Origin of the sequence: Streptomyces lucensis JCM 4490 (assembly GCF_014650035.1) — a bacterium.
Classification (GTDB): Bacteria; Actinomycetota; Actinomycetes; order Streptomycetales; family Streptomycetaceae; genus Streptomyces; species Streptomyces lucensis.
Map to the genome: position 1 here is coordinate 1 of NZ_BMUE01000005.1, position 22368 is coordinate 22368.

The 22368-nt window shown below is 73.6% G+C and carries 19 protein-coding genes and 1 rRNA gene; 14 read left to right on the plus strand and 6 right to left on the minus strand.

Annotated features, from left to right (window positions below):
* The first annotated feature begins 140 nt into the window (after positions 1–140).
* Positions 141–257: ribosomal RNA gene (rrf, locus tag IE177_RS13185) — 5S ribosomal RNA — on the plus strand.
* Between the two features lie 29 nt (positions 258–286).
* Here the strand turns inward: rrf and IE177_RS34670 are convergent.
* Positions 287–1006 carry a hypothetical protein gene (locus IE177_RS34670; RefSeq protein ID WP_194552796.1) on the minus strand — a complete coding sequence of 240 codons (720 nt, stop codon included), beginning with the start codon at positions 1004–1006 and terminating at the stop codon, positions 287–289.
* A 519-nt stretch (positions 1007–1525) separates the two neighbouring features.
* Between IE177_RS34670 and IE177_RS34675 the strand changes: the two genes are divergently transcribed.
* Entirely contained in the window at positions 1526–2314 is a 789-nt protein-coding gene (locus IE177_RS34675; protein WP_194552797.1) for a tetratricopeptide repeat protein, read from the plus strand.
* 73 nt (positions 2315–2387) lie between these two features.
* Here IE177_RS34675 and IE177_RS13195 read toward each other — a convergent pair whose 3' ends face one another.
* Complete coding sequence (locus tag IE177_RS13195; protein WP_190015493.1) at positions 2388–3671, minus strand: DUF1015 domain-containing protein; 1284 nt, start codon at positions 3669–3671, stop codon at positions 2388–2390.
* Between the two features lie 74 nt (positions 3672–3745).
* On the opposite strand from IE177_RS13195, the gene IE177_RS13200 reads away from it, so the two are divergent.
* From IE177_RS13200 to IE177_RS13215, 4 genes are all read left to right on the plus strand, one after another.
* Positions 3746–4774: an HAD hydrolase-like protein gene (locus IE177_RS13200; RefSeq protein ID WP_190015494.1), complete on the plus strand. Its 1029-nt coding sequence runs from the start codon at positions 3746–3748 to the stop codon at positions 4772–4774.
* A gap of 87 nt (positions 4775–4861) precedes the next feature.
* The gene (locus IE177_RS13205; RefSeq protein ID WP_190015495.1) at positions 4862–5905 is read left to right on the plus strand and encodes a FecCD family ABC transporter permease; all 1044 of its coding nucleotides are present in this window, start codon (positions 4862–4864) and stop codon (positions 5903–5905) included.
* Positions 5902–6948: a FecCD family ABC transporter permease gene (locus IE177_RS13210; protein ID WP_190015496.1), complete on the plus strand. Its 1047-nt coding sequence runs from the start codon at positions 5902–5904 to the stop codon at positions 6946–6948. Before IE177_RS13205 ends, IE177_RS13210 begins: the two co-directional genes overlap by 4 nt.
* A complete protein-coding gene (locus IE177_RS13215; RefSeq protein ID WP_190015497.1) occupies positions 6945–7787 on the plus strand; it encodes an ABC transporter ATP-binding protein in 843 nt (280 codons plus the stop codon). Before IE177_RS13210 ends, IE177_RS13215 begins: the two co-directional genes overlap by 4 nt.
* On the opposite strand, the gene IE177_RS13220 is transcribed toward IE177_RS13215, so the two are convergent.
* Positions 7771–8118 carry a sterol-binding protein gene (locus IE177_RS13220; protein WP_190015498.1) on the minus strand — a complete coding sequence of 116 codons (348 nt, stop codon included), beginning with the start codon at positions 8116–8118 and terminating at the stop codon, positions 7771–7773. The two genes, IE177_RS13215 and IE177_RS13220, sit on opposite strands and share 17 nt — an antisense overlap.
* A gap of 42 nt (positions 8119–8160) precedes the next feature.
* Here IE177_RS13220 and IE177_RS13225 point away from each other — a divergent pair, with 42 nt between their 5' ends.
* The 6 genes from IE177_RS13225 (at position 8161) to IE177_RS13250 (ending at position 14246) form a co-directional block, all read left to right on the plus strand.
* Positions 8161–8451, plus strand: coding sequence for a hypothetical protein (locus IE177_RS13225; RefSeq protein ID WP_190015499.1), 291 nt, complete (start codon positions 8161–8163; stop codon positions 8449–8451).
* A gap of 7 nt (positions 8452–8458) precedes the next feature.
* Positions 8459–9274 (plus strand): TlyA family RNA methyltransferase, encoded by an 816-nt coding sequence (locus tag IE177_RS13230; RefSeq protein ID WP_190015500.1) that lies wholly within the window; start codon positions 8459–8461, stop codon positions 9272–9274.
* Complete coding sequence (locus IE177_RS13235) at positions 9271–10176, plus strand: NAD kinase (RefSeq protein ID WP_190015501.1); 906 nt, start codon at positions 9271–9273, stop codon at positions 10174–10176. Before IE177_RS13230 ends, IE177_RS13235 begins: the two co-directional genes overlap by 4 nt.
* 76 nt (positions 10177–10252) lie before the next feature.
* On the plus strand, positions 10253–12004 hold the full coding sequence (recN, locus tag IE177_RS13240) for a DNA repair protein RecN (RefSeq protein WP_190015502.1): 1752 nt from the start codon (positions 10253–10255) through the stop codon (positions 12002–12004).
* A gap of 50 nt (positions 12005–12054) precedes the next feature.
* Positions 12055–12741: a hypothetical protein gene (locus IE177_RS13245; protein ID WP_229816035.1), complete on the plus strand. Its 687-nt coding sequence runs from the start codon at positions 12055–12057 to the stop codon at positions 12739–12741.
* 356 nt (positions 12742–13097) lie between these two features.
* Positions 13098–14246 (plus strand): glycosyltransferase family 4 protein, encoded by a 1149-nt coding sequence (locus IE177_RS13250; protein ID WP_190015504.1) that lies wholly within the window; start codon positions 13098–13100, stop codon positions 14244–14246.
* Between the two features lie 31 nt (positions 14247–14277).
* On the opposite strand, the gene IE177_RS13255 is transcribed toward IE177_RS13250, so the two are convergent.
* From IE177_RS13255 to IE177_RS13265, 3 genes are all read right to left on the minus strand, one after another.
* Positions 14278–15924, minus strand: coding sequence for a PucR family transcriptional regulator (locus IE177_RS13255; RefSeq protein ID WP_190015505.1), 1647 nt, complete (start codon positions 15922–15924; stop codon positions 14278–14280).
* 50 nt (positions 15925–15974) lie between these two features.
* Positions 15975–17357, minus strand: a complete 1383-nt coding sequence (locus IE177_RS13260) for an FAD-binding oxidoreductase (RefSeq protein ID WP_190015506.1) — start codon at positions 17355–17357, stop codon at positions 15975–15977.
* 300 nt (positions 17358–17657) lie between these two features.
* Complete coding sequence (locus IE177_RS13265) at positions 17658–19460, minus strand: glycoside hydrolase family 15 protein (RefSeq protein ID WP_190015849.1); 1803 nt, start codon at positions 19458–19460, stop codon at positions 17658–17660.
* Positions 19461–19978: 518 nt separating this feature from the next.
* Between IE177_RS13265 and pyrG the strand changes: the two genes are divergently transcribed.
* Both pyrG and IE177_RS13275 read left to right on the plus strand, forming a co-directional pair.
* Complete coding sequence (pyrG, locus tag IE177_RS13270) at positions 19979–21628, plus strand: CTP synthase (protein WP_190015507.1); 1650 nt, start codon at positions 19979–19981, stop codon at positions 21626–21628.
* Between the two features lie 101 nt (positions 21629–21729).
* Complete coding sequence (locus IE177_RS13275) at positions 21730–22356, plus strand: NUDIX domain-containing protein (protein ID WP_190015508.1); 627 nt, start codon at positions 21730–21732, stop codon at positions 22354–22356.
* Positions 22357–22368: the final 12 nt, after the last annotated feature.

The following is a 22368-nucleotide window of genomic DNA, read 5'->3' on the forward strand; positions in this document are numbered from 1 at the left end:
AGGTGACCGGTACTAATAGGCCGAGGGCTTGTCCTCAGTTGCTCGCGTCCACTGTGTTAGTTCTGAGGCAACGACCGTTGCCGGCTTTGAGTAGAACGCACAATTGAAGAGTGTGCTTGTTCGCTCGAAACCATTAGGGTTTCGGTGGTCATAGCGTGAGGGAAACGCCCGGTTACATTCCGAACCCGGAAGCTAAGCCTCACAGCGCCGATGGTACTGCAGGGGGGACCCTGTGGGAGAGTAGGACGCCGCCGAACAATCTTTGGAGGACCCCTGGTCCCAGCGTTCAGCTGGGACCAGGGGTCCTTTTGTTTTTACAATGCTTGCGGTACCGAAGACAGGAGTCACCATGTCCACCAACTCTCCCGACGACCGACCGGAGCGCGACCAGCGGCGACGGGACAGTGGTGACCGCGGTGATCGTGGTGGCTTCCGTCGTGACGACCGTGGCGGCTACGGCCGGCGCGATGACAGCCGCGGAGGCGGCTACGGTGACCGCGGTGATCGTGGCGGTTTCCGCCGTGACGACCGGCGTGATGACCGCCGGGGCGACGACCGTGGCGGCTTCCGCCGCGACGACCGCCGCGACGACCGCCGGGGCGACGACCGTCGTGACGACCGTCGTGGTGGCGGTTATGGCGACCGTGTGGGTTACGGTCGCCGGGATGATCGTCGTGAGGGCGATCGGGGTCACCGTCCCGGGTTCCAGCGTGACGACCGTGACCGAGGGCCCCGTCGTGACGACCGCGGCGAGCGCGGCGACCGTGGCGGCTTCCGCCGTGACGACCGCCGTGACGATCGTGGCGGCTACGGCCGGCGCGACGACAACCGCAGCGACTTCCGCCGCGATGACCGGCGCGACGACCGCCGGGGCGACGACCGTGGCGGCTTCCGCCGCGACGACCGCCGTGACGACGACCGCCGTGACGACCGTCGTGGTGGCGGTTATGGCGACCGTGTGGGTTACGGTCGCCGGGATGATCGTCGTGAGGGCGATCGGGGTCACCGCCCCGGGTTCCAGCGTGACGACCGTGACCGAGGGCCGCGTCGTGACGACCGCGGCGAGCGCGGTGACCGTGGCGGCTTCCGCCGTGACGACCGTGGCGGCTACGGCCGGCGTGACGACAACCGCAGCGACTTCCGCCGTGACGACCGCCGCGATGACCGGCGTGATGACCGCCGGGGCGACGACCGTGGCGGCTTCCGCCGTGACGATCGTGGCGGCTACGGCCGGCGTGACGACAACCGCAGCGACTTCCGCCGTGACGACCGCCGCGATGACCGGCGTGATGACCGGCGTGATGACCGCCGGGGCGACGACCGTGGCGGCTTCCGCCGCGACGACCGCCGTGACGACCGTGGCGGCTTCCGGGGCCGGGACGACCGAGGTGGCCGTGGGCCCCGCCGGGACGACCGGGGCGGCCGGCCTGGTGGCTTCCGGAGCCGCGACGGGCGCGACGACCGCCGTGCCGGTGGCAGCCGCTTCCGTGACGAGCGCGACCGGGACCGTGAGCCGATCAAGCGGCTGCCGATCCCGGAGGACGTCACCGGCGAGGAGATCGACGGGGACGTACGGCAGGAGCTGCAGAGCCTCCCCAAGACGCTCGCGGAGGACGTCGCCAAGAACCTGGTGATGGTCGCCCGGCTCATCGACGAGGATCCCGAGGGCGCGTACGGCTACTCCAGGGTGGCCCTGCGTCTGGCGTCCCGCGTCGCCGCCGTACGCGAGGCCGCCGGCTTCGCCGCGTACGCCAACCAGAAGTACAGCGAGGCCCTCGCCGAGTTCCGGGCCGCCCGGCGCATGACCGGCACCGTGGAACTGTGGCCGGTCATGGCCGACTGCGAGCGCGGGCTCGGACGGCCGGAGAAGGCGCTGGACATGGCCGGCGCCCCGGAGGTGCACAAGCTGGACAAGGCCGGGCAGGTCGAGATGCGGCTGGTCGCGGCCGGCGCCCGGCGTGACATGGGCCAGCTGGACGCGGCCATCGTCACCCTGCAGAGCCCCGAGCTGGCCTCCAACGCCGTGCAGCCGTGGACCGCGCGGCTGCGGTACGCCTACGCCGACGCCCTGCTGGCCGCCGGTCGCGAGGGCGAGGCGCGGGAGTGGTTCGCCAAGGCCGTCGAGGCCGACCGGGACGGCAGCACGGACGCCTCCGACCGGCTCGCCGAGCTGGACGGCGTGGAGTTCGTCGACGCCCTCGACGAGACGGGGGACGAGACCGCCGACGAGACGCAGGCGGAGGCCCAGTCCGGGACCGAGGGTGCGGACGAGTCCGTGCGGCCCTCCGCCGAGGAAGACGGCGACAAGGACTGACACCGGTCGTCCGGTCGAACAGGAGAAGGGGCGGGCTCCCGGGAGCCCGCCCCTTCTCCATGTTCCCGGTGCGTCAGAGCTCCAGCGCCCGCAGCACCAGCCCCGACGCCGGCTTCGGGCCGAACGACGTCGACTTGCGCGGCATCGTCACGCCCTGGCGGGCCAGATCGCGGACGACCTCCTCGCGGACCGGGTGCAGCAGCACGGCCGTTCCGCCGTCACGCTCGGCCTTCTCCACCGTCGCCGCCGAGTCGTGGATGTAGGCGATGTGCGCCGGCGAGTCCTCGGGGATGTGCCAGACGTGGTCGAGGAGCGCGGCGTGCAGGACCGTGGCGTCCAGGGAACGCCAGGCGGCCGGGCGGTCCGCCGGTATCGTCCGGGCGAGCAGGTCCGGGTCGGGCCGGTCGAGGAGGTGGAAGACGCCGTCGCCGGCGAGCAGGAACGCGTTGCCCGCACAGGACGCGTCCGCCAGCGCCTCCTGCGCCTCGGCCAGGGTCACGTCGAGGCGCCGTACCCGGAACAGGCCGTCCACGGCGGCCAGCGCGTCGGCGACGGGCAGCCGGTGCAGCAGCCGGTGGATGGCGCGGACCCGCAGCGGGTAGCGGGCGGTGTCGACCAGGAGCACCAGGCCGTGGTCCCAGGGACTGGGCGAGGGGTGCTCCGCGCGCAGCCGGCGGTAGGTGGCCCAGCGGTGGTGGCCGTCGGCGATCAGGGCCTGCCGGTGGGCCAGGTCCGACTGGATGAGGGACAGCTCCGCCGGATCGGTGATCGACCACAGACGGTGCCGGTAGCCGTCCTCGGTGGTCGTGGCCAGCAGCGGAGGGCGGTCCGCCGTGCGCTCGACGATCTCGGCGGCCGCCCCGTCGCCCCGGTACGTCAGCAGCAGCGGTTCCAGGTTGGCGCGAGTCGCCCGCATCAGGGCCGCGCGGTCCGCGACCACGGGCGGCATGACGTCCTCGTGCGGCAGCACCACGCCCTCCGTGGGCTCCGACACCCGCAGTGCGCCGATGAGGCCCCGCTGCAGCATGCCGTCGCCGTCGCACTGCTCGTACATGTACAGGCCGGGATCGGGGTCCGCGGTGAGGATGCCCTCGTCCAGCCAGCGGCGCAGGGTGTCGGCCGCCTGTTCGGTGCGCGCGCTCGGGGTACCCGCCTCGGGCAGGATCAGCCGGACGATGTTGTGCGGATCCGCCGACTGGAGGTGGTGCACCCCGTCGGGGCGTACGACGACGTCGTACGGGGGTGAGGTGACGGAGGCCAGGCTGCCGACCCGGTCGGGGTCGTAACGGAGGCCTCGGAACGGGTTGAGTTCCAGGCCTCGGCGCGCCGTTGCTTCCGAGTGACCTGCAGTGTTCATCCCGGCATCGTACGTGCGCGGGCGGGTTGGGGGATGATCGGGGGAAAGGCGAGTTGACGAGGAGCGATGTGGACATGAGCCAGGGCGTCAGGACGAGGCCCGAGGGCAGTGGACAGCCCCTGAGCGAGGCGTACGACACGGCGCTGCTCGATCTGGACGGGGTGGTGTACGCCGGCGGGAACGCGATCGCGCACGCGGTGGACTCGCTGGCGGTGGCGCGCGCGGGCGGGATGCACCTGGCGTACGTCACGAACAACGCGCTGCGGACGCCGGACACGGTGGCCGCGCATCTTTCGGAGCTGGGCATACCGACCGGGGCCGAGGACGTCATCACCTCCGCACAGGCCGTCGCGCGGCTGATCAGCGAGCAGGTGCCGGCCGGGGCGCGGGTGCTGGTGATCGGCGGTGACGGGCTGCGGGTCGCGCTGCGCGAGCGCGGCCTGACCCCGGTGGAGTCGGCGGACGACGACCCGGCGGCCGTCGTGCAGGGGTACGGCGGGCCCGACCTTCCGTGGGCGCGGTTCGCCGAGGCGTCGTACGCGGTGGCGCGCGGGGTGCCGTGGTTCGCCTCCAACACCGACCTGACGATCCCGAGCGGACGGGGTATCGCGCCGGGCAACGGGGCGGCCGTGGAGGTCGTACGGATCGCGACCGGCGCCGAACCGCAGGTCGCGGGCAAGCCGCTGCCGCCGATGCACAGGGAGACGATCATCCGGACCGGCGCGAAGCGGCCGCTGGTGGTGGGGGACCGGCTGGACACGGACATCGAGGGCGCGTTCAACGGCGAGGTGGACTCGCTGCTGGTGCTGACCGGTGTCACCGACGGCGCCCTGCTGCTCGCCGCGCCGCCCCGGCACCGGCCGACGTACGTGGACGCCGATCTGCGCGGGCTGCTCACCGGGCAGCCGGAGGTCACCGAGGACGGGAAGAGCTTCCGTTGCGGTGGCTGGACGGCGACGGCGGAGGCGGACCGGCTGGAACTGGAGGGCGACGGCGAGGCGCCGGACGGCCTGCGGGCGCTGTGCGCGGCGGCATGGACGGCGGCCGGTGAGGGCTCCTGCGAGCTGGACGGAGGCAAGGCGCTGGCCCGGCTGGGCCTGTGAACTGAGGGGCCGTCATCCGAAGTGGCGAGCCGAAGAGCCGTCAACCCGGAGGCCCGCAGCACGTGCAGGGTAGGCTAACCTAACCTCGTGTTGGTCGACAGTTCTCCGGTTCCGCGCGCGGAGGCCGCCCCCGCGCCCCCGACCCGCAGGGCGGCGCGGGCCCTCGGGCTCCTGCTCTCCGTCGTGATGCTGGTGCTCGCCGCCCTGGCGAGCATCGCCGTCGGGGCGAAGGCGCTGTCACCGGACCAGGTCTGGCACGGCCTCTTCCACGACACGGGGACGTACGGCGACGTCGTCGTGGACGAGCGGCTCTGGCGCACGGTCCTCGGTCTGCTGGCCGGTGCCGCGCTCGGCCTCGCCGGTTCGGTCCTGCAGGCGCTCACCCGCAATCCGCTGGCCGACCCCGGACTGCTCGGCATCAACGCAGGCGCCTCCGCGGCCGTCGTCACGGCCATCACCTACTTCGGCGTCACCAGCCTCACCGGCTATGTGTGGTTCGCCTTCCTCGGCGCCGCGGCGGTCGGCGCGCTGGTGTGGTTCCTCGGTGGCAGCCGGGGCGCCACCCCGGTCCGCCTCGCGCTCGCCGGTACGGCGATCAGCGCCGCCCTCTACGGCTACCTCCAGGCCGTGATGATCATCGACGACTCGGCGCTGGGCAGGATGCGCTTCTGGACGGTGGGTTCGCTGGCGTCGGCCACGCACTCGACCGTCACGCAGGTGCTCCCGTTCCTCGCGGCCGGAACTCTCCTCGCGCTGGCGCTGGCCCGTCCGCTGAACGCCGTGGAGATGGGCGACGACACCGCCCGCGCCCTCGGCGCGAACCTCGACCGCACCCGCGCCCTCGCCATGCTGGCCGCCACGGTGCTGTGCGGTGCCGCGACCGCCGCCTGCGGCCCGATCATGTTCGTCGGCCTGATGGTCCCGCACGCCGTGCGCTCCCTCACCGGCCCCGATCTGCGCTGGATCCTGCCCTACGCCGCGGTCCTGTCACCCGTGCTGCTGCTCGGCGCCGACGTCGTCGGCCGGATCGTGGCGCGACCCGCGGAGCTGCAGGTCGGCATCGTCACCGCGATCCTCGGCGGCCCGGTCTTCATCCTGCTCGTACGACGCCGGAGGACGGCCCAGCTGTGAAGACGCGCTCCCGAAGCCGTGCCCTGCGCACCCCCGGCGGGCTCTCCCTGCGCCTGGACCTGCGCGCCGTGGTCGTCGTCGGGCTGTTCCTGGCCACGGCGCTCGCCGCCGGCGTGGCGCTGATCGGCACCGGCGACGCGCATATCCCCGCGGCCGACGTGCTCCGGACGCTCGCCGGAAACGGCACCGCGTACCAGGACTTCATCGTCAACGAACTGCGGCTGCCGCGCGTCCTCGTCGGCCTGCTGGTCGGCGCCTCGCTCGGCCTCGGCGGCGCGCTGTTCCAGGCCGTCTCCCGCAATCCGCTGGGCAGCCCGGACGTTCTCGGCCTGTCGCAGGGCTCGACGGCCGGAGCGCTGGTCGTCATCGTGCTGATGTCCGGCAGCGCCACCCAGGTCACCGCCGGCGCGCTGATCGGCGGACTGGTGACCGGTCTCGCCATCTACCTGCTCGCCTGGAAGCAGGGCGTGCACGGGTACCGGATGGTCCTGGTCGGCATCGGCGTCTCCGCGATCGTCACGGCGGTCAACGGCTATCTGCTCACCAAGGCCGACCTGGTCGACGCGGCCCGCGCGGTCGTGTGGATGACCGGCTCGCTGGGCGGCCGCGACTGGGACCAGGTGTGGCCGCTGCTCACCCTGTGCGCGGTCCTCGTCCCGCTGGTCCTCGCCCACGCGCGCGGCCTGCGGATGATGGAGATGGGCGACGACACCGCCGCCGCCCTCGGCGTGCGCGTCCAGCGCGTCCGGCTCGTGCTGATGGTCTGCGCCGTGCTGCTCACCGCGGCCGCCACCGCCGCCGCCGGACCCGTCAGCTTCGTCGCGCTCACCGCCCCCCAGCTCGCCCGCCGGCTGACCCGCTCGCCGGGCCCCAACCTCGTGCCCTCGCTGTGCATGGGCGCCGCCCTGCTGGTCACGGCCGACTGGGCGTCGCAGCGGGCCTTCGGTGCCGACCAGCTGCCCGTCGGCGTGGTCACCGGCGTCCTCGGCGGCGGCTATCTGCTGTGGCTGCTGGTCACCGAGCGCAGAGCGGGCCGGATATGAGCGCCGTCCCCGAGTCCGACAGCAAGAGGAGCACCGTGAACCGCCTGTCCGCCGAGAACGTCACCCTCGCCTACGACCGGCGTGTGATCGCCGAGCAGCTGTCGGTGGAGATCCCCGACAACTCCTTCACGGTGATCGTCGGGCCCAACGCCTGCGGCAAGTCCACGCTGCTGCGGGCTCTTTCGCGGATGCTCAGGCCCAGTGAGGGCCGGGTGCTCCTGGACGGGCAGGCCATCGGGTCGATGCCCGCGAAGAAGGTCGCGCGCACCCTGGGCCTGCTCCCGCAGTCGTCCGTCGCACCCGACGGCATCACGGTCGCCGACCTCGTGGGCCGGGGCCGCTACCCGCACCAGGGCCTGCTGCGCCAGTGGTCCGCGCAGGACGAGCGGGTCGTGCGGGAGTCCATGCGGCAGACCGGGGTCGCCGAGCTGGCCGACAGGTACGTCGACGAGCTGTCCGGCGGCCAGCGCCAGCGCGTGTGGATCGCCATGGCGCTGGCCCAGCAGACCCCGCTGCTGCTCCTGGACGAACCGACCACCTACCTGGACATCCAGCACCAGATCGACGTCCTCGACCTGTGCGCCGAGCTGCACGAGACCCAGGGCCGCACCCTGGTCGCCGTCCTGCACGACCTGAACCACGCGGCGCGCTACGCGACGCACCTCATCGCCCTGCGCGGCGGCGAGGTGATCGCCGAGGGCGCGCCGAACGACATCGTGACGGCCGAGCTGGTCGAAGCGGTGTTCGGGCTGCGCTGCCAGGTCATCGCCGACCCCGAGACCGGGACCCCGCTGGTGGTGCCGGCCGCTCGCAGGGCGCGGGTCACAGCAGCCTCCTGAGCCGGAACAGGTCCAGCAGACCGGCCTCCAGCCGCACCCGGCCCCGGCCCCACGCCGTCGCGAAGTTCAGCTGACCCTCCACCAGGTCCACCAGGTCGTCCCCGGCCATCACCAGCCTGATCTGCGCCCGTTCGCGCGGCGGCCCGGGATGGGTGGCGTCGACCTCCACCCGGCCGCCGGTCATCCGGCCCGCGAAGGTCACGTCCAGGTCGGTGATGTGGCAGCTCACCGAGCGGTCCAGGGCGGCGGCCGCGCGGACGTCACCCTCGGCCATCCGCATGTTGTCCGAAAGCTTCCCCAGTGCGGCGCGGCACTCCTCGATCGTGGCCATCGCCACCGACGGTACCCCAGCGGTTCGCGGTAGCGTCTGGGCATGAGCGAGTCCGTGTCCGAGACCGTCCCCGGCGCCACAGACCCCGGGCCGGAGCCGGAGCCCGAGTACGACCCCGCCGCCCCGGCCCCCCTGGACGTCCCGCGCACTCCCACCGGCGACGCAGAGGTGGACGCCCAGCTGGCGCGGCTGGCCGACGCCGACCACCTCGCCACCGACGGCCACATCGAGGTGTACGAGGATGTACACCGGGCACTGCGCGACGCGCTCACCGCGCTCGACGCCCGCCCCGGACCTCCGGTCCCCCCACCGTCGTACCAACACAGGAGCTGAACCGAACGTGGCAGGAGTCGCACGCCGCCGTCTCGACGCGGAGCTGGTCCGCCGCAAGCTCGCGCGCTCGCGCGAGCACGCCAGCCAGCTGATCGCCGCCGGGCGGGTCTCCGTCGGCAGGACCGTCGCGACCAAGCCCGCCACCCAGGTGGAGGCCGCCGCCGCCATCGTGGTCGCCGCCGACGACAGCGACCCCGAGTACGTCTCCCGCGGCGGCCACAAGCTCGCCGGCGCGCTCGGGGCCTTCGTGCCCCGGGGGCTCGTCGTCGAGGGCCGCCGGGCGCTGGACGCCGGCGCGTCCACCGGTGGCTTCACCGACGTCCTGCTGCGCGCGGGCGCAGCGCACGTCGTCGCCGTGGACGTCGGATACGGACAGCTCGCCTGGTCTCTGCAGAGCGATGAACGCGTCACCGTCAAGGACCGTACGAACGTACGCGAGTTGACGCTTGAGGCGATCGATGGGGAACCTGTGGATCTTGTCGTGGGCGATCTGTCCTTCATCCCGCTCGGGCTGGTGCTGCCCGCCCTGAAGCGGTGCGTGAAGCCGGACGCCGACCTGGTGATGATGGTCAAGCCGCAGTTCGAGGTGGGCAAGGAACGGCTCGGCAGCGGAGGTGTCGTACGGAATCCGCAACTGCGGGCGGAGGCCGTGCGGGGAGTGGCCGAGAAGGCCTGGGAGCTGGGGCTCGGGGTGCGGGGCGTCACCGCCAGTCCGCTGCCCGGGCCGTCCGGGAACGTCGAGTACTTCCTGTGGCTGCGGTCCGGGGCGCCCGCCCTGGACCCGGCCGACGTCGACCGAGCAGTGGCGGAGGGACCGCGTTGACACAGAACCTGGCGCGTACGGTTTTCCTGCTGGCCCACACCGGGCGGCCCGCGGCGATCCGCAGTGCGGAACTCGTCGTCAAGGGCCTGCTGCGGCACGGCATCGGGGTGCGGGTGCTGGAGGAGGAGGCGCGCGACCTGCCGCTGCCGGACGAGGTGCGGCTGGTCAAGGAGGCGACCCCGCAGTGCCTCGACGGCTGCGAACTGCTGATCGTCCTGGGCGGCGACGGCACGCTGCTGCGCGGCGCGGAATTCGCCCGGGCCTCCGGGGTGCCCATGCTCGGCGTCAACCTGGGGCGCGTCGGATTCCTCGCCGAGGCGGAGCGCGACGACCTCGACCGCGTGGTCGACCGGGTGGTGGCACGGTCGTACGAGGTCGAGGAGCGGATGACCGTCGACGTCGTCGTGCACCGCAACGGGGACATCGTGCACACCGACTGGGCGCTGAACGAGGCGGCCGTGCAGAAGGCCGGCGCCGAGAAGCTGCTGGAAGTCGTGCTGGAGATCGACGGGCGGCCGGTGACGGGCTTCGGGTGCGACGGCGTGGTGCTGTCCACGCCGACCGGGTCCACGGCGTACGCGTTCTCCGCCGGCGGGCCCGTGGTGTGGCCCGAGGTGGAGGCGCTGCTGATGGTGCCGATCAGCGCGCACGCGCTGTTCGCGAAGCCGCTGGTGACGTCGCCGGACTCGGTGCTCGCCGTGGAGGTCCTGCCCCACATCCCGCCCGGTGTCCTGTGGTGCGACGGCCGGCGGACCGTCGAGCTGCCGCCGGGAGCGAGGGTGGAGGTCCGCCGCGGGGCGGTGCCGGTACGGCTGGCCCGGCTGCACCACTCGTCGTTCACGGACCGCCTGGTGGCGAAGTTCGCGCTGCCGACCACGGGCTGGCGGGGGGCGCCGCACTAGGCCGTGCCCGGCTCCGGCTCCCGGCGCGCCGGGGTGACACGGACGGCCTGTGTGCACTCCGCGCCCCGGACCTCGTATGGTCTGTTCCGTGTTGGAGGAGATGCGGATACGGTCGCTCGGGGTCATCGACGATGCCGTCGTCGAGCTGTCACCCGGGTTCACCGCCGTCACCGGTGAGACGGGTGCGGGCAAGACCATGGTGGTCACCAGCCTGGGGCTGCTGCTCGGTGGGCGGGCGGACCCGGCGCTCGTGCGGATCGGCGCCGGGAAGGCGGTGGTGGAGGGGCGGATCGCCGTGCCCGCGGACGCCGCCGCCGTGGCACGTGCGGAGGAGGCCGGGGCCGAGCTGGACGACGGGGCTCTGCTGATCAGCCGCACCGTCTCCGCCGAGGGCCGCTCCCGGGCGCACCTGGGCGGACGCAGCGTGCCCGTGGGGCTGCTCGCCGAGCTGGCCGACGACCTGGTGGCCGTGCACGGGCAGACCGACCAGCAGGGACTGCTCAAGCTGTCCCGGCAGCGGCAGGCCCTCGACCGGTACGCCGGGGACGCGGTCGCCGCGCCGCTCGCCCGGTACACCGGGGCCTACCGGCGGCTGCGGGCCGTCTCCGCCGAGCTGGAGGAGATCACCACACGCGCCCGCGAGCGGGCGCAGGAAGCCGACATGCTGCGGTTCGGGCTGGACGAGATCGCCGCCGTCGAGCCGCGGGCCGGGGAGGACACGGAGCTGGCCGAGGAGGCGGAGCGGCTCGGGCACGCCGAGGCCCTGTCGTCCGCCGCGACGGCCGCGCACGCCGCTCTCGCGGGCAACCCCGAGGACCCCGAGGGAATCGACGCCTCGACCCTCGTCGCGGGCGCGCACCGGGCCCTGGAGGCCGTCCGGTCGCACGACCCGGCGCTGGCCGCCCTCGCCGACCGGATCGGGGAGATCGGGATCCTGCTGGGCGACGTGGCCGGCGAGCTGGCCGGGTACGCCGACGACCTCGACGCCGATCCGCTGCGGCTGGCCGCCGTGGAGGAGCGGCGGGCCGCGCTCACCGCGCTCACCCGCAAGTACGGCGAGCACGACAAGGGCGTCGCCGCCGTACTCGCCTGGGCGGAGCGGGGCGCCGCGCGCCTGACCGAACTGGACGGCGACGACGAGCGGATCGAGGAGCTGACCGCCGAACGGGACGCGCTGCGCACCGAACTGGGCGGGCTGGCGCAGGCGCTGACCGACGCGCGGACGGAGGCCGCCGAGCGGTTCGCCGCCGCGGTCACCGCCGAGCTGGCCTCGCTGGCGATGCCCCACGCGCGCGTGTCCTTCGACATCCGGCAGACCGAGGACCCCGAGGGCGTCGAGGTCGGCGGGCGCGCCGTCGCCTACGGGCCCGCCGGTGTGGACGAGGTCGAGCTGCTGCTCGCCCCGCACCCGGGCGCCCCGCCGCGGCCCATCGCCAAGGGCGCTTCCGGCGGCGAACTGTCCCGGGTCATGCTAGCCGTGGAGGTCGTGTTCGCGGGTACCGACCCGGTGCCGACGTACCTCTTCGACGAGGTCGACGCCGGTGTCGGCGGCAAGGCCGCGGTCGAGATCGGGCGGCGCCTGGCCAAGCTCGCCAGGACCGCCCAGGTCGTCGTGGTCACCCACCTGCCCCAGGTCGCCGCCTTCGCCGACCGGCAGCTGCTGGTCGAGAAGACCAACGACGGATCGGTCACCCGCTCCGGTGTGAAGGTGCTGGAGGGCGAGGAGCGCGTCCGCGAGCTGTCCCGCATGCTGGCCGGCCAGGAGGACTCCGAGACGGCCCGTGCCCACGCGGAGGAGCTGCTGGCGGCGGCCCGGGCGGACGGGTGAGGGGCCGGAGCGCCTCCTTCGCGTGCGCCGCCGCCGTCACCCGCGCGGGCATGTCGGCACTGCGCGCCACCGCCCCCGGCGGGCGGGCGCGCTGGGGGCGGACGAACCACGCCGGGCGGGCCGTCGGGCTGTACGCCGGTCCGGCGTCGGCCGTGGGCGCCGCGGCGGGCGCCGCGGCCGTCCACCCCGGTGCGGGGCTCGCGGTGCTGGCGGCCGGGGTCTGCGGGGCGTACGACGACGTTGCAGGGGACCATCGGCGCGGTTTCCGGGCGCACCTGCGCGCGCTGCGGGACGGCGAGGTGACCAGCGGCGCCGTGAAACTCTTCGGGGTGTCGGCCGCGGCCCTGGTGGCGGGGGCCCTGATGAAGGAGCGGGCGGCCGACAAGGTGCTGGCCGGTGTGGTGATCGCCGGGGCCGCCCACTGCGCCAATCTCGTCGACGTACGCCCGGCGCGGGCCGCGGGCGCGGTGCTCGCGCTCGGGGTGCCGGGACTGCTGCGCGAGGGGCCCGGCGGCGAGCTGGCCGCGGTGGCCCTGGGGTGTGCCGCGGCCGTGCTGCCCGACGACCTCCGCGAGCGGGTGATGCTCGGGGACGCCGGGGCGCACGCGCTCGGAGCGGCGCTCGGCACCGCCGTGGTCGCCCGCAACCGGGGCGCCGGTCTCCTCGCGCACGCCGTCGCCGTCGTGGCCGCCGCCGCGTGCGGGGACCGGGTGACAGCGTGGGCACGCTCGCTGTGAGGTCCGAGCGGGCCGTGCGCGGTCGCCGTGCGTGCCCCGGCCGGCCGTGGCCGGGCGCCGTCCGCGGCTGAGCGTACGGATCCGTTCGTACAGCGTTCGGTCGGCGCAGGGTTTCTTTCACCCGTGTGGGTGACGTGCTCCGGCGTATTGCCCCGGCATGCCGCGGGGTGCGCCCTCCCGGCGGTCCCGGAACGACCCTTCCCCCTGGCATGCTTGGCAGGTGGAGAGGGGCGGGCGGCGGGCCGGAACGGCCCACGCCGGGGGCGCGTGGGGTACATCCTTCCGCCCCCTCGGGCCCGCTACCTTCGGTACGTTTCCACGTGACCACCGCACGCCGAACCAGGAGCCCCGGCCCCGTGAGCCCCCTGAGCAGCAACGCGCCGCACGGCCAGTCGCCGCTGCGCACCGTGCAGGTGCTGGGCGGAGGCAACGCCGGAAGCAGCGCGCACGTGCGTTCCCTCGCCGAGGGGCTCGTGGCGCGGGGCGTGCGGGTCACGGTGTGCGCCCCCGAGGAGGCCGACCGCGCCCATGACTTCACCGGCGTGGGTGCCGAGCACGTACCGGTGCCGCGCAGCAGCGACCCCGCATCGGTGGCCGCGCTGCGGGCGGCCTGCGCCGACGCCGACCTGGTGCACGCGCACGGCCTGCACGCCTCCTTCCGCGCCGTGCTCGCGCTCGGCGGGCGCGCCACCCCGCTGGTGGTCACCTGGCACGGCCGCGCGCGGGCCGAGGGCGCGCGGGCGCATCTGCTGCGGCTGTTGGAGCGGCGGGTGGTGCGGACGGCGGCCGTGGTCCTCGGCACCAGCTCCGACCTGGTCGACCGGGCCCGGCGCCGCGGTGCGCGCGACGCCCGGCTCGCGGCCGTCGGCCTGCCGGGCCGGCGCCGGACGCCGCCCGCTTGCGGCCCCACCGCCGACCCCGACCGGCCGAGGGCCAAGGTACGGGCCGAACTCGGCACCACGGGCCGCCCGTTGCTCGTCGCGGTCGGCTCCCTCGACCGGCACCGCGGCCATGACGTCCTGCTGGACGCGGCCCGTGCCTGGCGCGGCCTCGACCCCCAGCCGCTGGTCGCCGTGGCGGGGGAGGGCCCGTTGCGGCCGGTGCTGCAGCGGCGGATCGAGGACGAGGACCTGCCGGTGCGGCTCATCGGGCACCGGGACGATGTGCCCGGACTGCTCGCCGCCGCCGATCTGGCGCTGCTGACCAGCAGTTGGGAGTCACGCCCCGTCCTCGCCCAGGAGGCGCTGTACGCGCGTGTGCCGCTCGTCGCGACCCGTGTCGGCGGCGTCCCCGACCTCGTGGGCGACGCGGCGGAACTCGTCCCCTACGGCGACGCGCAGGCACTCGCGGCCACCGTCGTCACGCTGCTCACCGACCATGAGCGCCGGGAACAGCTGCGCGAGCGGGGCGTACGGCAGGCCGCCACCTGGCCGACGGAGGACGAGACGGTCGCCCAGGTGCTCAGCGTCTACGACGAGTTGACCCAGCCCCGGCCGCTCACCTAGGCCGCGTCCCCAACCTCACAGGGCAATACGCCTAGGGCACGTGGCGGCGGGCGCGGAGGGCCAGGCTCAGGGCCAGGACCGTCTGGGGGTCGTCGAGGTCGGTGCCGAGCAACTCGCCGATGCGGGCGAGCCGGTTGTAGAGCGTCTGGCGGTTGAGGTGCAGCTCGCGGGCCGTCTCCGCCTTGCGGCCGGCGTGCGCCAGGTACGTCTCCAGGGTCGGCAGCAGCGGCGGCTTGGAGCGGTGGTCGTGGTCGCGCAGCGGGCCGATCGCGCGGTCCACGAAGGCCGCGAGATCCGGGTGGTCCCGCAGCCGCCACAGCAGCAGGTCGATGTCGAGGCGGCGGGCGTCGTACCAGGGCCGGTCGGTGAGCCCCTGGGCCGCCGTCGCCGTCTCCGCCGCGTGCCGCAGCCCGGCCGAGGCGGCCGCCCAGCCGCCCGCCACCCCGACGACCACCACCGGGGGCGGGGAACCCGGCCGCCGCATCCCGGCGCGCTCCACCCCGGCGCGCAGTGCCGCCGCCACCCGGTCCGCGACCGCCTGCCGCTCCGGTTCCGAGCGCAGCCCCAGCAGCACCAGGACCCGGCCCTCCACGGGCCGCACGCCCAGCAGCACCGGCACCCCGACAGCGGCCAGTTCCTCGGAGACGGCCCTGGCCAGCATCGCCCAGCCCCCGCCGGGGGACAGGGTCTCCCCGACTCGCATGACCACCGGCAGCAACGGGCTCTCGCCCGGCTTGAAGCCGAGCACCCGGGCCTGCGCGGGGGCGTCCTCCGCCGCGATCCGGCCCTCGGCGAGATCGGTCAGGAAGTCACCGCGCCCGCGTGCCGCCAGCTCCTCCTCCTGCCGAGCCTGCATCAGCACCACGGCCAGGATGCCCGCGGCCCGCTCGGCGGCGATCCGGTGCACCGGGGCCAGCGGCGACCGGACCGGCAGCAGCACGAGCCGGGCACGGACCGAGCCCGCCGTACCGGGGCCGCCGCCGGGCACGTCGACGAGGACCGAACCGGCGGGCGGCGGGGCGTCCTTGTGCGGGCCGCGCAGCCCCTCCCACACCTGAAGGGGGTCCGCCCCCTCGGGCCCGGACCCGGCGGCGTACAGCAGGCGGCCGCCGGCGGTCTCCAGGAACACCGGGTTGCCGCTGAAGCCGGCCAGGATGTCGAGCACCTGCGGTACTCCGCCGCCGCCCAGCAGGGCCTCGGTGCACCGCCGGTGCACCTCCTCCGCCCGCTGCAGCAGCGCGTAGTGGCCGTTGACGATCTCGGTGTGGATCTCCTCGGTCACCGTCACGAACGGCACCTCGCGGTGCAGCTGGACCAGGGGCAGGCCCGCCGCCCGGGCGGTGTCCACCAGCGCGGCGGGCAGCCGGGCGAAGCGCGGGCCCAGCTCCACCACCAGCGCGGCGATACCGCGCTCGGCGAGGGTCCGTACGAACGCCCGCTGATCGGCCGGACGGGTGCCCAGACCGTAGCCCGTGGTCAGCAGCAGCTCGCCGCCCTTGAGCAGCGAGGCGATGTTCGGCACCTCGCCCGCGTGCACCCAGCGCACGGTCCGCCCCAGCCGGTCGGCGCCCGCGACGATCTCCGGCAGCCCACTGCGCAGCCCCGGCAGCTCCAGCGCCCGCTGCACCGTGATCCCGGCGCCCTGGGTGTCGAATCGGTTGTCCGTACGGCTGTCCATGCAGCGGACGCTACCTGCGCAAACGCCCCGAGGACAGCTTCGGTCGCCGGCTACACCGGCCGGATGTTGTGGTTGAACCGGAACACGTTGTCCGGGTCGTAGCGCCGCTTCACCTTCTGCAGGCGCAGGGCGTTCCCGGCGCCCAGGCCCGCCCTGACCCGCTCGGGGCCCTCGTCGCCGATGAAGTTGAGGTAGACGGCGCCCGTGCTCCACGGCCGCACGCCCGCGCGCACGTCCCGCACCCAGGAGACGGCCCGTTCGTCGTCGGCCGGGTCCGTCCAGATCGCGAACGGGTGAGCCGCCCAGGGCGCGTCCCGGTACGGCACCGGGTACTCGTGCGGACCGGCGGCGATGGCCCCGCCCTGCGGGAAGAGGATGTGCTGCGTGCTGGTCGGCACCGGCATGCTGTCCGCACGGGCGCAGAAGACGTCCACCAGGTCGTCCGGCAGCCCGGTCAGGTACTCCGCCGACCAGTAGTTCCGCTGCCCGGGCGGATCGTCGAGCATGCACTGCACGTCGGCGTACGGCATGTCACCGGCCAGCTCCGCCTCGTGCGGCAGCGCGAGCAGCGGTCCGGCGAGCTCGCGCAGGCCGTCCTCGCCGCCCGCGTAGGTCAGCAGGACGGCGCACACCAGCTTGCCCACCAGCTCCGGCGGCGTGAACTCCTCGGGCGGACCGGTCACGTAGAGCACCGCGCCGCTCACCTCGTCCGGGCCGCTCCGGATGATCTCGCGGAAGGCGCGGACCACGTCCGGTCCGAGCGGCGGCAGGAACATCAGCAGGACGATGGAGAACTCCGGCAGCTCGTGCAGCCGCAGGGTCAGCGCGGTGGCCACCCCGAAGTTGCCGCCGCCGCCGTGCAGAGCCCAGAACAGCTCCGGGTTCTCGTCGGCGTTCGCGTGCACCCGTTCGGCGTCGGCGGTCACCAGTTCCACGCCGAGGAGGTTGTCGACGGCGAGGCCGAAGGACCGGTCCAGCCAGCCGGTGCCGCCCCCCAGGACGAAACCGCCGACACCGGTGGTGGAGGCCCGCCCCCCGGTGGTGGCGAGGCCGTGGGGCTGGGTGGCCCGGTCCAGATGGCTCATCGTGGCGCCGCCCTCGACCCGCACCGCCTCGGCCGCCGGGTCGACGGTCACCCGGTGCATACGGCGCAGGTCCACGACGAGCGCGCCGTCGCCCAGCGCCGTCCCGGCCACGCTGTGGCCGCCGCCGCGCACCGCGATGCGCAGGTCGAGGTCCCTGCCGAAGCGCACCGCCCGAACCACGTCGGCCGCGTCCGCGCACTGGGCTATCACCGCCGGGCGCCGGTCGATCATCGCGTTGAAGACGGCCCGGGCCTTGTCGTAGCCCGGGTCGCCGGGGGCGAACACGTCGCCGACCAGATCCTCGCGCAGCGCGGCCAGGGCCGCGCCCGCCTTCGAAGGGGAGGCCATCGCCGCCCCCTTTCCGGGAAGGGGACTCCGTTCGGTTCCAGCCTAGGCAGGCGCACCCCAGGGGGCGCGGGCTGCGCCGGTGCCCCCTTCGCCGCGGGCGGGCGAGTCACCGGCCGGCCGGGGCCCCGAGGCCCTGTCGTCGAACTCCCGCATGCCCCGCGACGCCATGCACGCACTCTCGCCGTACCGGGCCCAGGTGCGAGTACATCCCGTACGAGGGCCAGGACCCGGCACGCCTGGAGCACGCACCTGACGCCGCGAGGCCCGCCCTCCGGGCGGACGCCGGGAGGGCGGCAGGGCCTAGCCGCCGTACGCCCCCGAGGCCGTCAGTCGCAGTGCGGTGTCGATCAGCGGGACGTGGCTGAAGGCCTGCGGGAAGTTGCCGACCTGCCGCTGCAGGCGCGGGTCCCACTCCTCGGCGAGCAGACCGAGGTCGTTGCGCAGCGCGAGGAGCTTCTCGAACAGCTTGCGGGCCTCGTCCACCCGGCCGATCATCGCCAGGTCGTCCGCCATCCAGAACGAGCAGGCGAGGAAGGCGCCCTCGTCGCCGGGCAGGCCGTCGACGCCGGCGTGGTCGCCCTCGGTCGGGTAGCGCAGGATGAACCCGTCCGAGGTGGACAGCTCGCGCTGGATCGCCTCGATGGTGCCGATCACCCGCTTGTCGTCCGGCGGCAGGAAGCCCATCTGCGGGATGAGCAGCAGAGAGGCGTCCAGCTCCTGGGAGCCGTAGTACTGGGTGAAGGTGTTGCGCTCCTTGTCGTAGCCCTTGTCGCACACCTCGCGGTGGATGTCGTCGCGCAGTTCCTTCCAGCGCTCCAGCGGGCCGTCCACGTCGCCGGACTCGATCAGCTTGATCGTGCGGTCCACGGCCACCCACGCCATCACCTTGGAGTGCACGAACTGCCGGCGCGGGCCGCGCACCTCCCAGATGCCCTCGTCCGGCTCCTGCCAGTGGTCCTCCAGGTACCGGATCAGCTTGAGCTGGAGCAGCGAGGCGTAGTCGCTGCGGGCCAGACCGGTCATGTGGGCCAGGTGCAGCGCCTCGGTGACCTCGCCGTACACGTCCAGCTGGAGCTGGTGGGCCGCGCCGTTGCCGACCCGGACCGGGGCGGAGTTCTCGTAGCCCGGCAGCCAGTCCAGCTCGGCCTCGCCCAGCTCACGCTCGCCCGCGATGCCGTACATGATCTGCAGGTTCTCCGGGTCACCGGCGACCGCGCGCAGCAGCCACTCGCGCCAGGCGCGGGCCTCCTCGCGGTAGCCGGTGCGCAGCAGCGAGGACAGGGTGATCGCCGCGTCCCGCAGCCAGGTGTAGCGGTAGTCCCAGTTGCGGACGCCGCCGATGTCCTCGGGCAGCGAGGTGGTGGGGGCCGCGACGATGCCGCCGGTGGGGGCGTACGTCAGCGCCTTGAGGGTGATCAGCGAGCGGACCACCGCCTCGCGGTACGGCCCGTGGTAGGTGCAGTGCTCGACCCACTCGCGCCAGAAGTCCTCCGTCGCCACCAGCGAGGCCTCCGGCTCCGGCAGGGGCGGCGGCTCCTTGTGCGACGGCTGCCACGAGACGGTGAAGGTGATCCGCTCGCCCGGGGCCACCGTGAAGTCGGCGTACGTCGTCAGCGCCTTGCCGAAGGTCTCGGCCTCCGTGTCGAACCACACCGAGTCGGGGCCCGCGACGGCCACCGTGCGGCCCTCGTGCTTGTGCACCCACGGCACGACCCGGCCGTAGGAGAACCGCATCCGCAGGGCCGAGCGCATCGGCACCCGGCCGGTGACGCCCTCCACGATCCGGATCAGCTGCGGGGCGCCGTCACGCGGGGGCATGAAATCGGTCACGCGGACCGTGCCGCGCGGGGTGTCCCACTCCGACTCCAGGATCAGCGAGTCGCCGCGGTAGCTGCGCCGGGCGGCCGTGGGCGGCTGGACGTCCGCGGCGTGCGCCGGGCCGAGCCGCCAGAAGCCGTGCTCCTCGGTGCCCAGCAGGCCGGCGAAGATGGCATGCGAGTCGAAGCGGGGCAGGCACAGCCAGTCCACCGTGCCGTCCCGGCAGACCAGTGCGGCGGTCTGCATGTCTCCGATGAGTGCGTAGTCTTCGATGCGCCCGGCCACGTGCAACTCCAGTCGAACGGCCACGTCACCCCCGCGCAGGGGGGCTGTCGCTAGTGCGGTCAAGGGGGTCGTTGTTGTGCGTCGTTGAGCGGTGAAGCAAAGCAGCCCGCCGAGCCCTGGGGCAAAACGACAGTCTTTGCTCAACGAACTGCCGCGCTCTCGTTGTTCCGGGTGATGGTGGCGGGGGTGTGCCGTCGTTCCGGCCGGGCTCGGCAGCGAGTGTCCGAGCAGGATACGACGCACGTGCATGATCCGCGTGCCGCTCGGGACAACCGGTGTCGGCCGAACGAGTGAGCGGCGGGTGGCGGGCGCGCGAGTCGTGCTCCGCCGTGCCGGGGCGTGTGCGGAGCGTGGCCGGAAGCCATCGCCTCCAGGCGCTGATACCCTGGTAGCCCGTGGACCGGTGGGCCCGAAACCCCCGAACCGCAGCGACGGCGCCTCCGCCGAAAGCCCAGGAGCATTCGGGCCGGACGCCGTACCGCACGACAGCCAGCGACCACGGGAGCCCCCTCTTGGCCATGCCCTCGAAATCCACGACGACCAAGCACATCTTCGTCACCGGGGGTGTCGCCTCCTCGCTCGGCAAGGGCCTCACCGCCTCCAGTCTGGGCATGCTGCTCAAGGCCCGCGGCCTGCGTGTCGTGATGCAGAAGCTCGACCCCTACCTGAACGTCGACCCGGGCACGATGAACCCCTTCCAGCACGGTGAGGTGTTCGTCACCAACGACGGCGCCGAGACCGACCTGGACATCGGCCACTACGAGCGCTTCCTCGACCGCGACCTGGACGGCACCGCCAACGTCACCACCGGCCAGGTGTACTCCACGGTGATCGCCAAGGAGCGGCGCGGCGAGTACCTCGGCGACACGGTGCAGGTCATCCCGCACATCACCAACGAGATCAAGCACCGCATCCGCCGTATGGCCACCGACGAGGTCGACGTCGTCATCACCGAGGTCGGCGGCACCGTCGGCGACATCGAGTCGCTGCCGTTCCTGGAGACCGTCCGCCAGGTCCGCCACGAGGTCGGCCGGGACAACGTCTTCGTGGTGCACATCTCGCTGCTGCCGTACATCGGCCCCTCCGGCGAGCTGAAGACCAAGCCGACCCAGCACTCCGTCGCCGCGCTGCGCAACATCGGTATCCAGCCGGACGCCATCGTGCTGCGCTGCGACCGCGAGGTCCCCACCGCCATCAAGCGCAAGATCTCGCTGATGTGCGACGTGGACGAGGCCGCCGTCGTCGCCTGCCCGGACGCCCGCTCGATCTACGACATCCCGAAGGTCGTGCACTCCGAGGGCCTGGACGCCTACGTGGTGCGCAAGCTGGACCTGCCCTTCCGGGACGTCGACTGGACGACCTGGGACGACCTGCTCGACCGCGTCCACAACCCCGACCACGAGATCACCCTCGCCCTGGTCGGCAAGTACATCGACCTGCCCGACGCCTACCTGTCGGTGACCGAGGCGCTGCGCGCCGGCGGCTTCGCCAACAAGGCCCGCGTCAAGATCAAGTGGGTCACCTCGGACGACTGCAAGACCCCGGCCGGCGCCAAGGCCCAGCTGGGCGACGTCGACGGCATCTGCATCCCGGGCGGCTTCGGCGACCGCGGCGTGCTCGGCAAGGTCGGCGCCATCCGCTACGCCCGCGAGAACAAGATCCCGCTGCTCGGCCTCTGCCTCGGCCTGCAGTGCATCGTGATCGAGGCCGCGCGCAACCTGGCCGACGTCTCCGACGCCAACTCCACCGAGTTCGACCCGGCCACCGCCCACCCGGTCATCTCCACCATGGCCGAGCAGCTGGACATCGTCGCCGGCGAGGGCGACATGGGCGGCACCATGCGGCTCGGCATGTACCCGGCCAAGCTGGCCGAGGGCTCCATCGTCCGCGAGGTGTACGACGGCAAGGAGTACGTCGAGGAGCGGCACCGCCACCGCTACGAGGTGAACAACGCCTACCGCGCGGAACTGGAGAAGAAGGCCGGCATCGTCTTCTCGGGCACCTCGCCGGACGGCAAGCTCGTGGAGTACGTGGAGTACCCGCGCGACGTCCACCCCTACCTGGTCGCCACGCAGGCGCACCCCGAGCTGCGCTCGCGGCCGACGCGTCCGCACCCGCTGTTCGCCGGTCTCGTGAAGGCCGCCGTCGAGCGGCAGAACTCCGTCTGACACACCGGTTGTACGGTGGCCGGGGTGCACTCCTCTCAAAGGTGGGCACCCCGGCTTCCGTGAGTGGCCGGTTTTCACCTGCGTGTGTGGAAGGACAGGGCATGACGATCAAGGACACCTCCGAGGAGTGGGAGATCCGGGCGACGGACACCCCCTTCACGGGCAACAAGACCTCCGTCCGCACGGACGACGTGGTCATGCCCGACGGCTCGGTGGTCCGCCGCGACTACCAGGTCCACCCCGGTTCGGTCGCCGTCCTCGCCCTGGACGCGCAGGACCGGGTCCTGCTGATCAACCAGTACCGGCACCCCGTGCGGCACAAGCTGTGGGAGATCCCGGCCGGCCTGCTCGACGTGCCCGGCGAGAACCCGCTGCACGCGGCCCAGCGCGAGCTGTACGAGGAGGCGCACGTCAAGGCCGAGGACTGGCGGGTGCTGACCGACGTGTACACCACTCCCGGCGGCTGCGACGAGGCCGTACGGGTCTTCCTGGCCCGTGACCTGTCCGAGGCCGAGGGAGCCCGGTTCGAGGCGGAGCACGAGGAGATCGACATGGAGCACGCGCGCGTGCCGGTCGACGAGCTGGTGCGCCGGGTGCTGGCCGGCGACCTGCACAACAACTGCCTGGTGGTGGGCGTGCTCTCGCTGGTCGCCGCCCGCGCCGGGGACGGGCTGGACGCCCTGCGCCCGGCCGACGCGCCCTGGCCGGCCCGCCCCTTCGCGTCCTGACCACACCCGTAC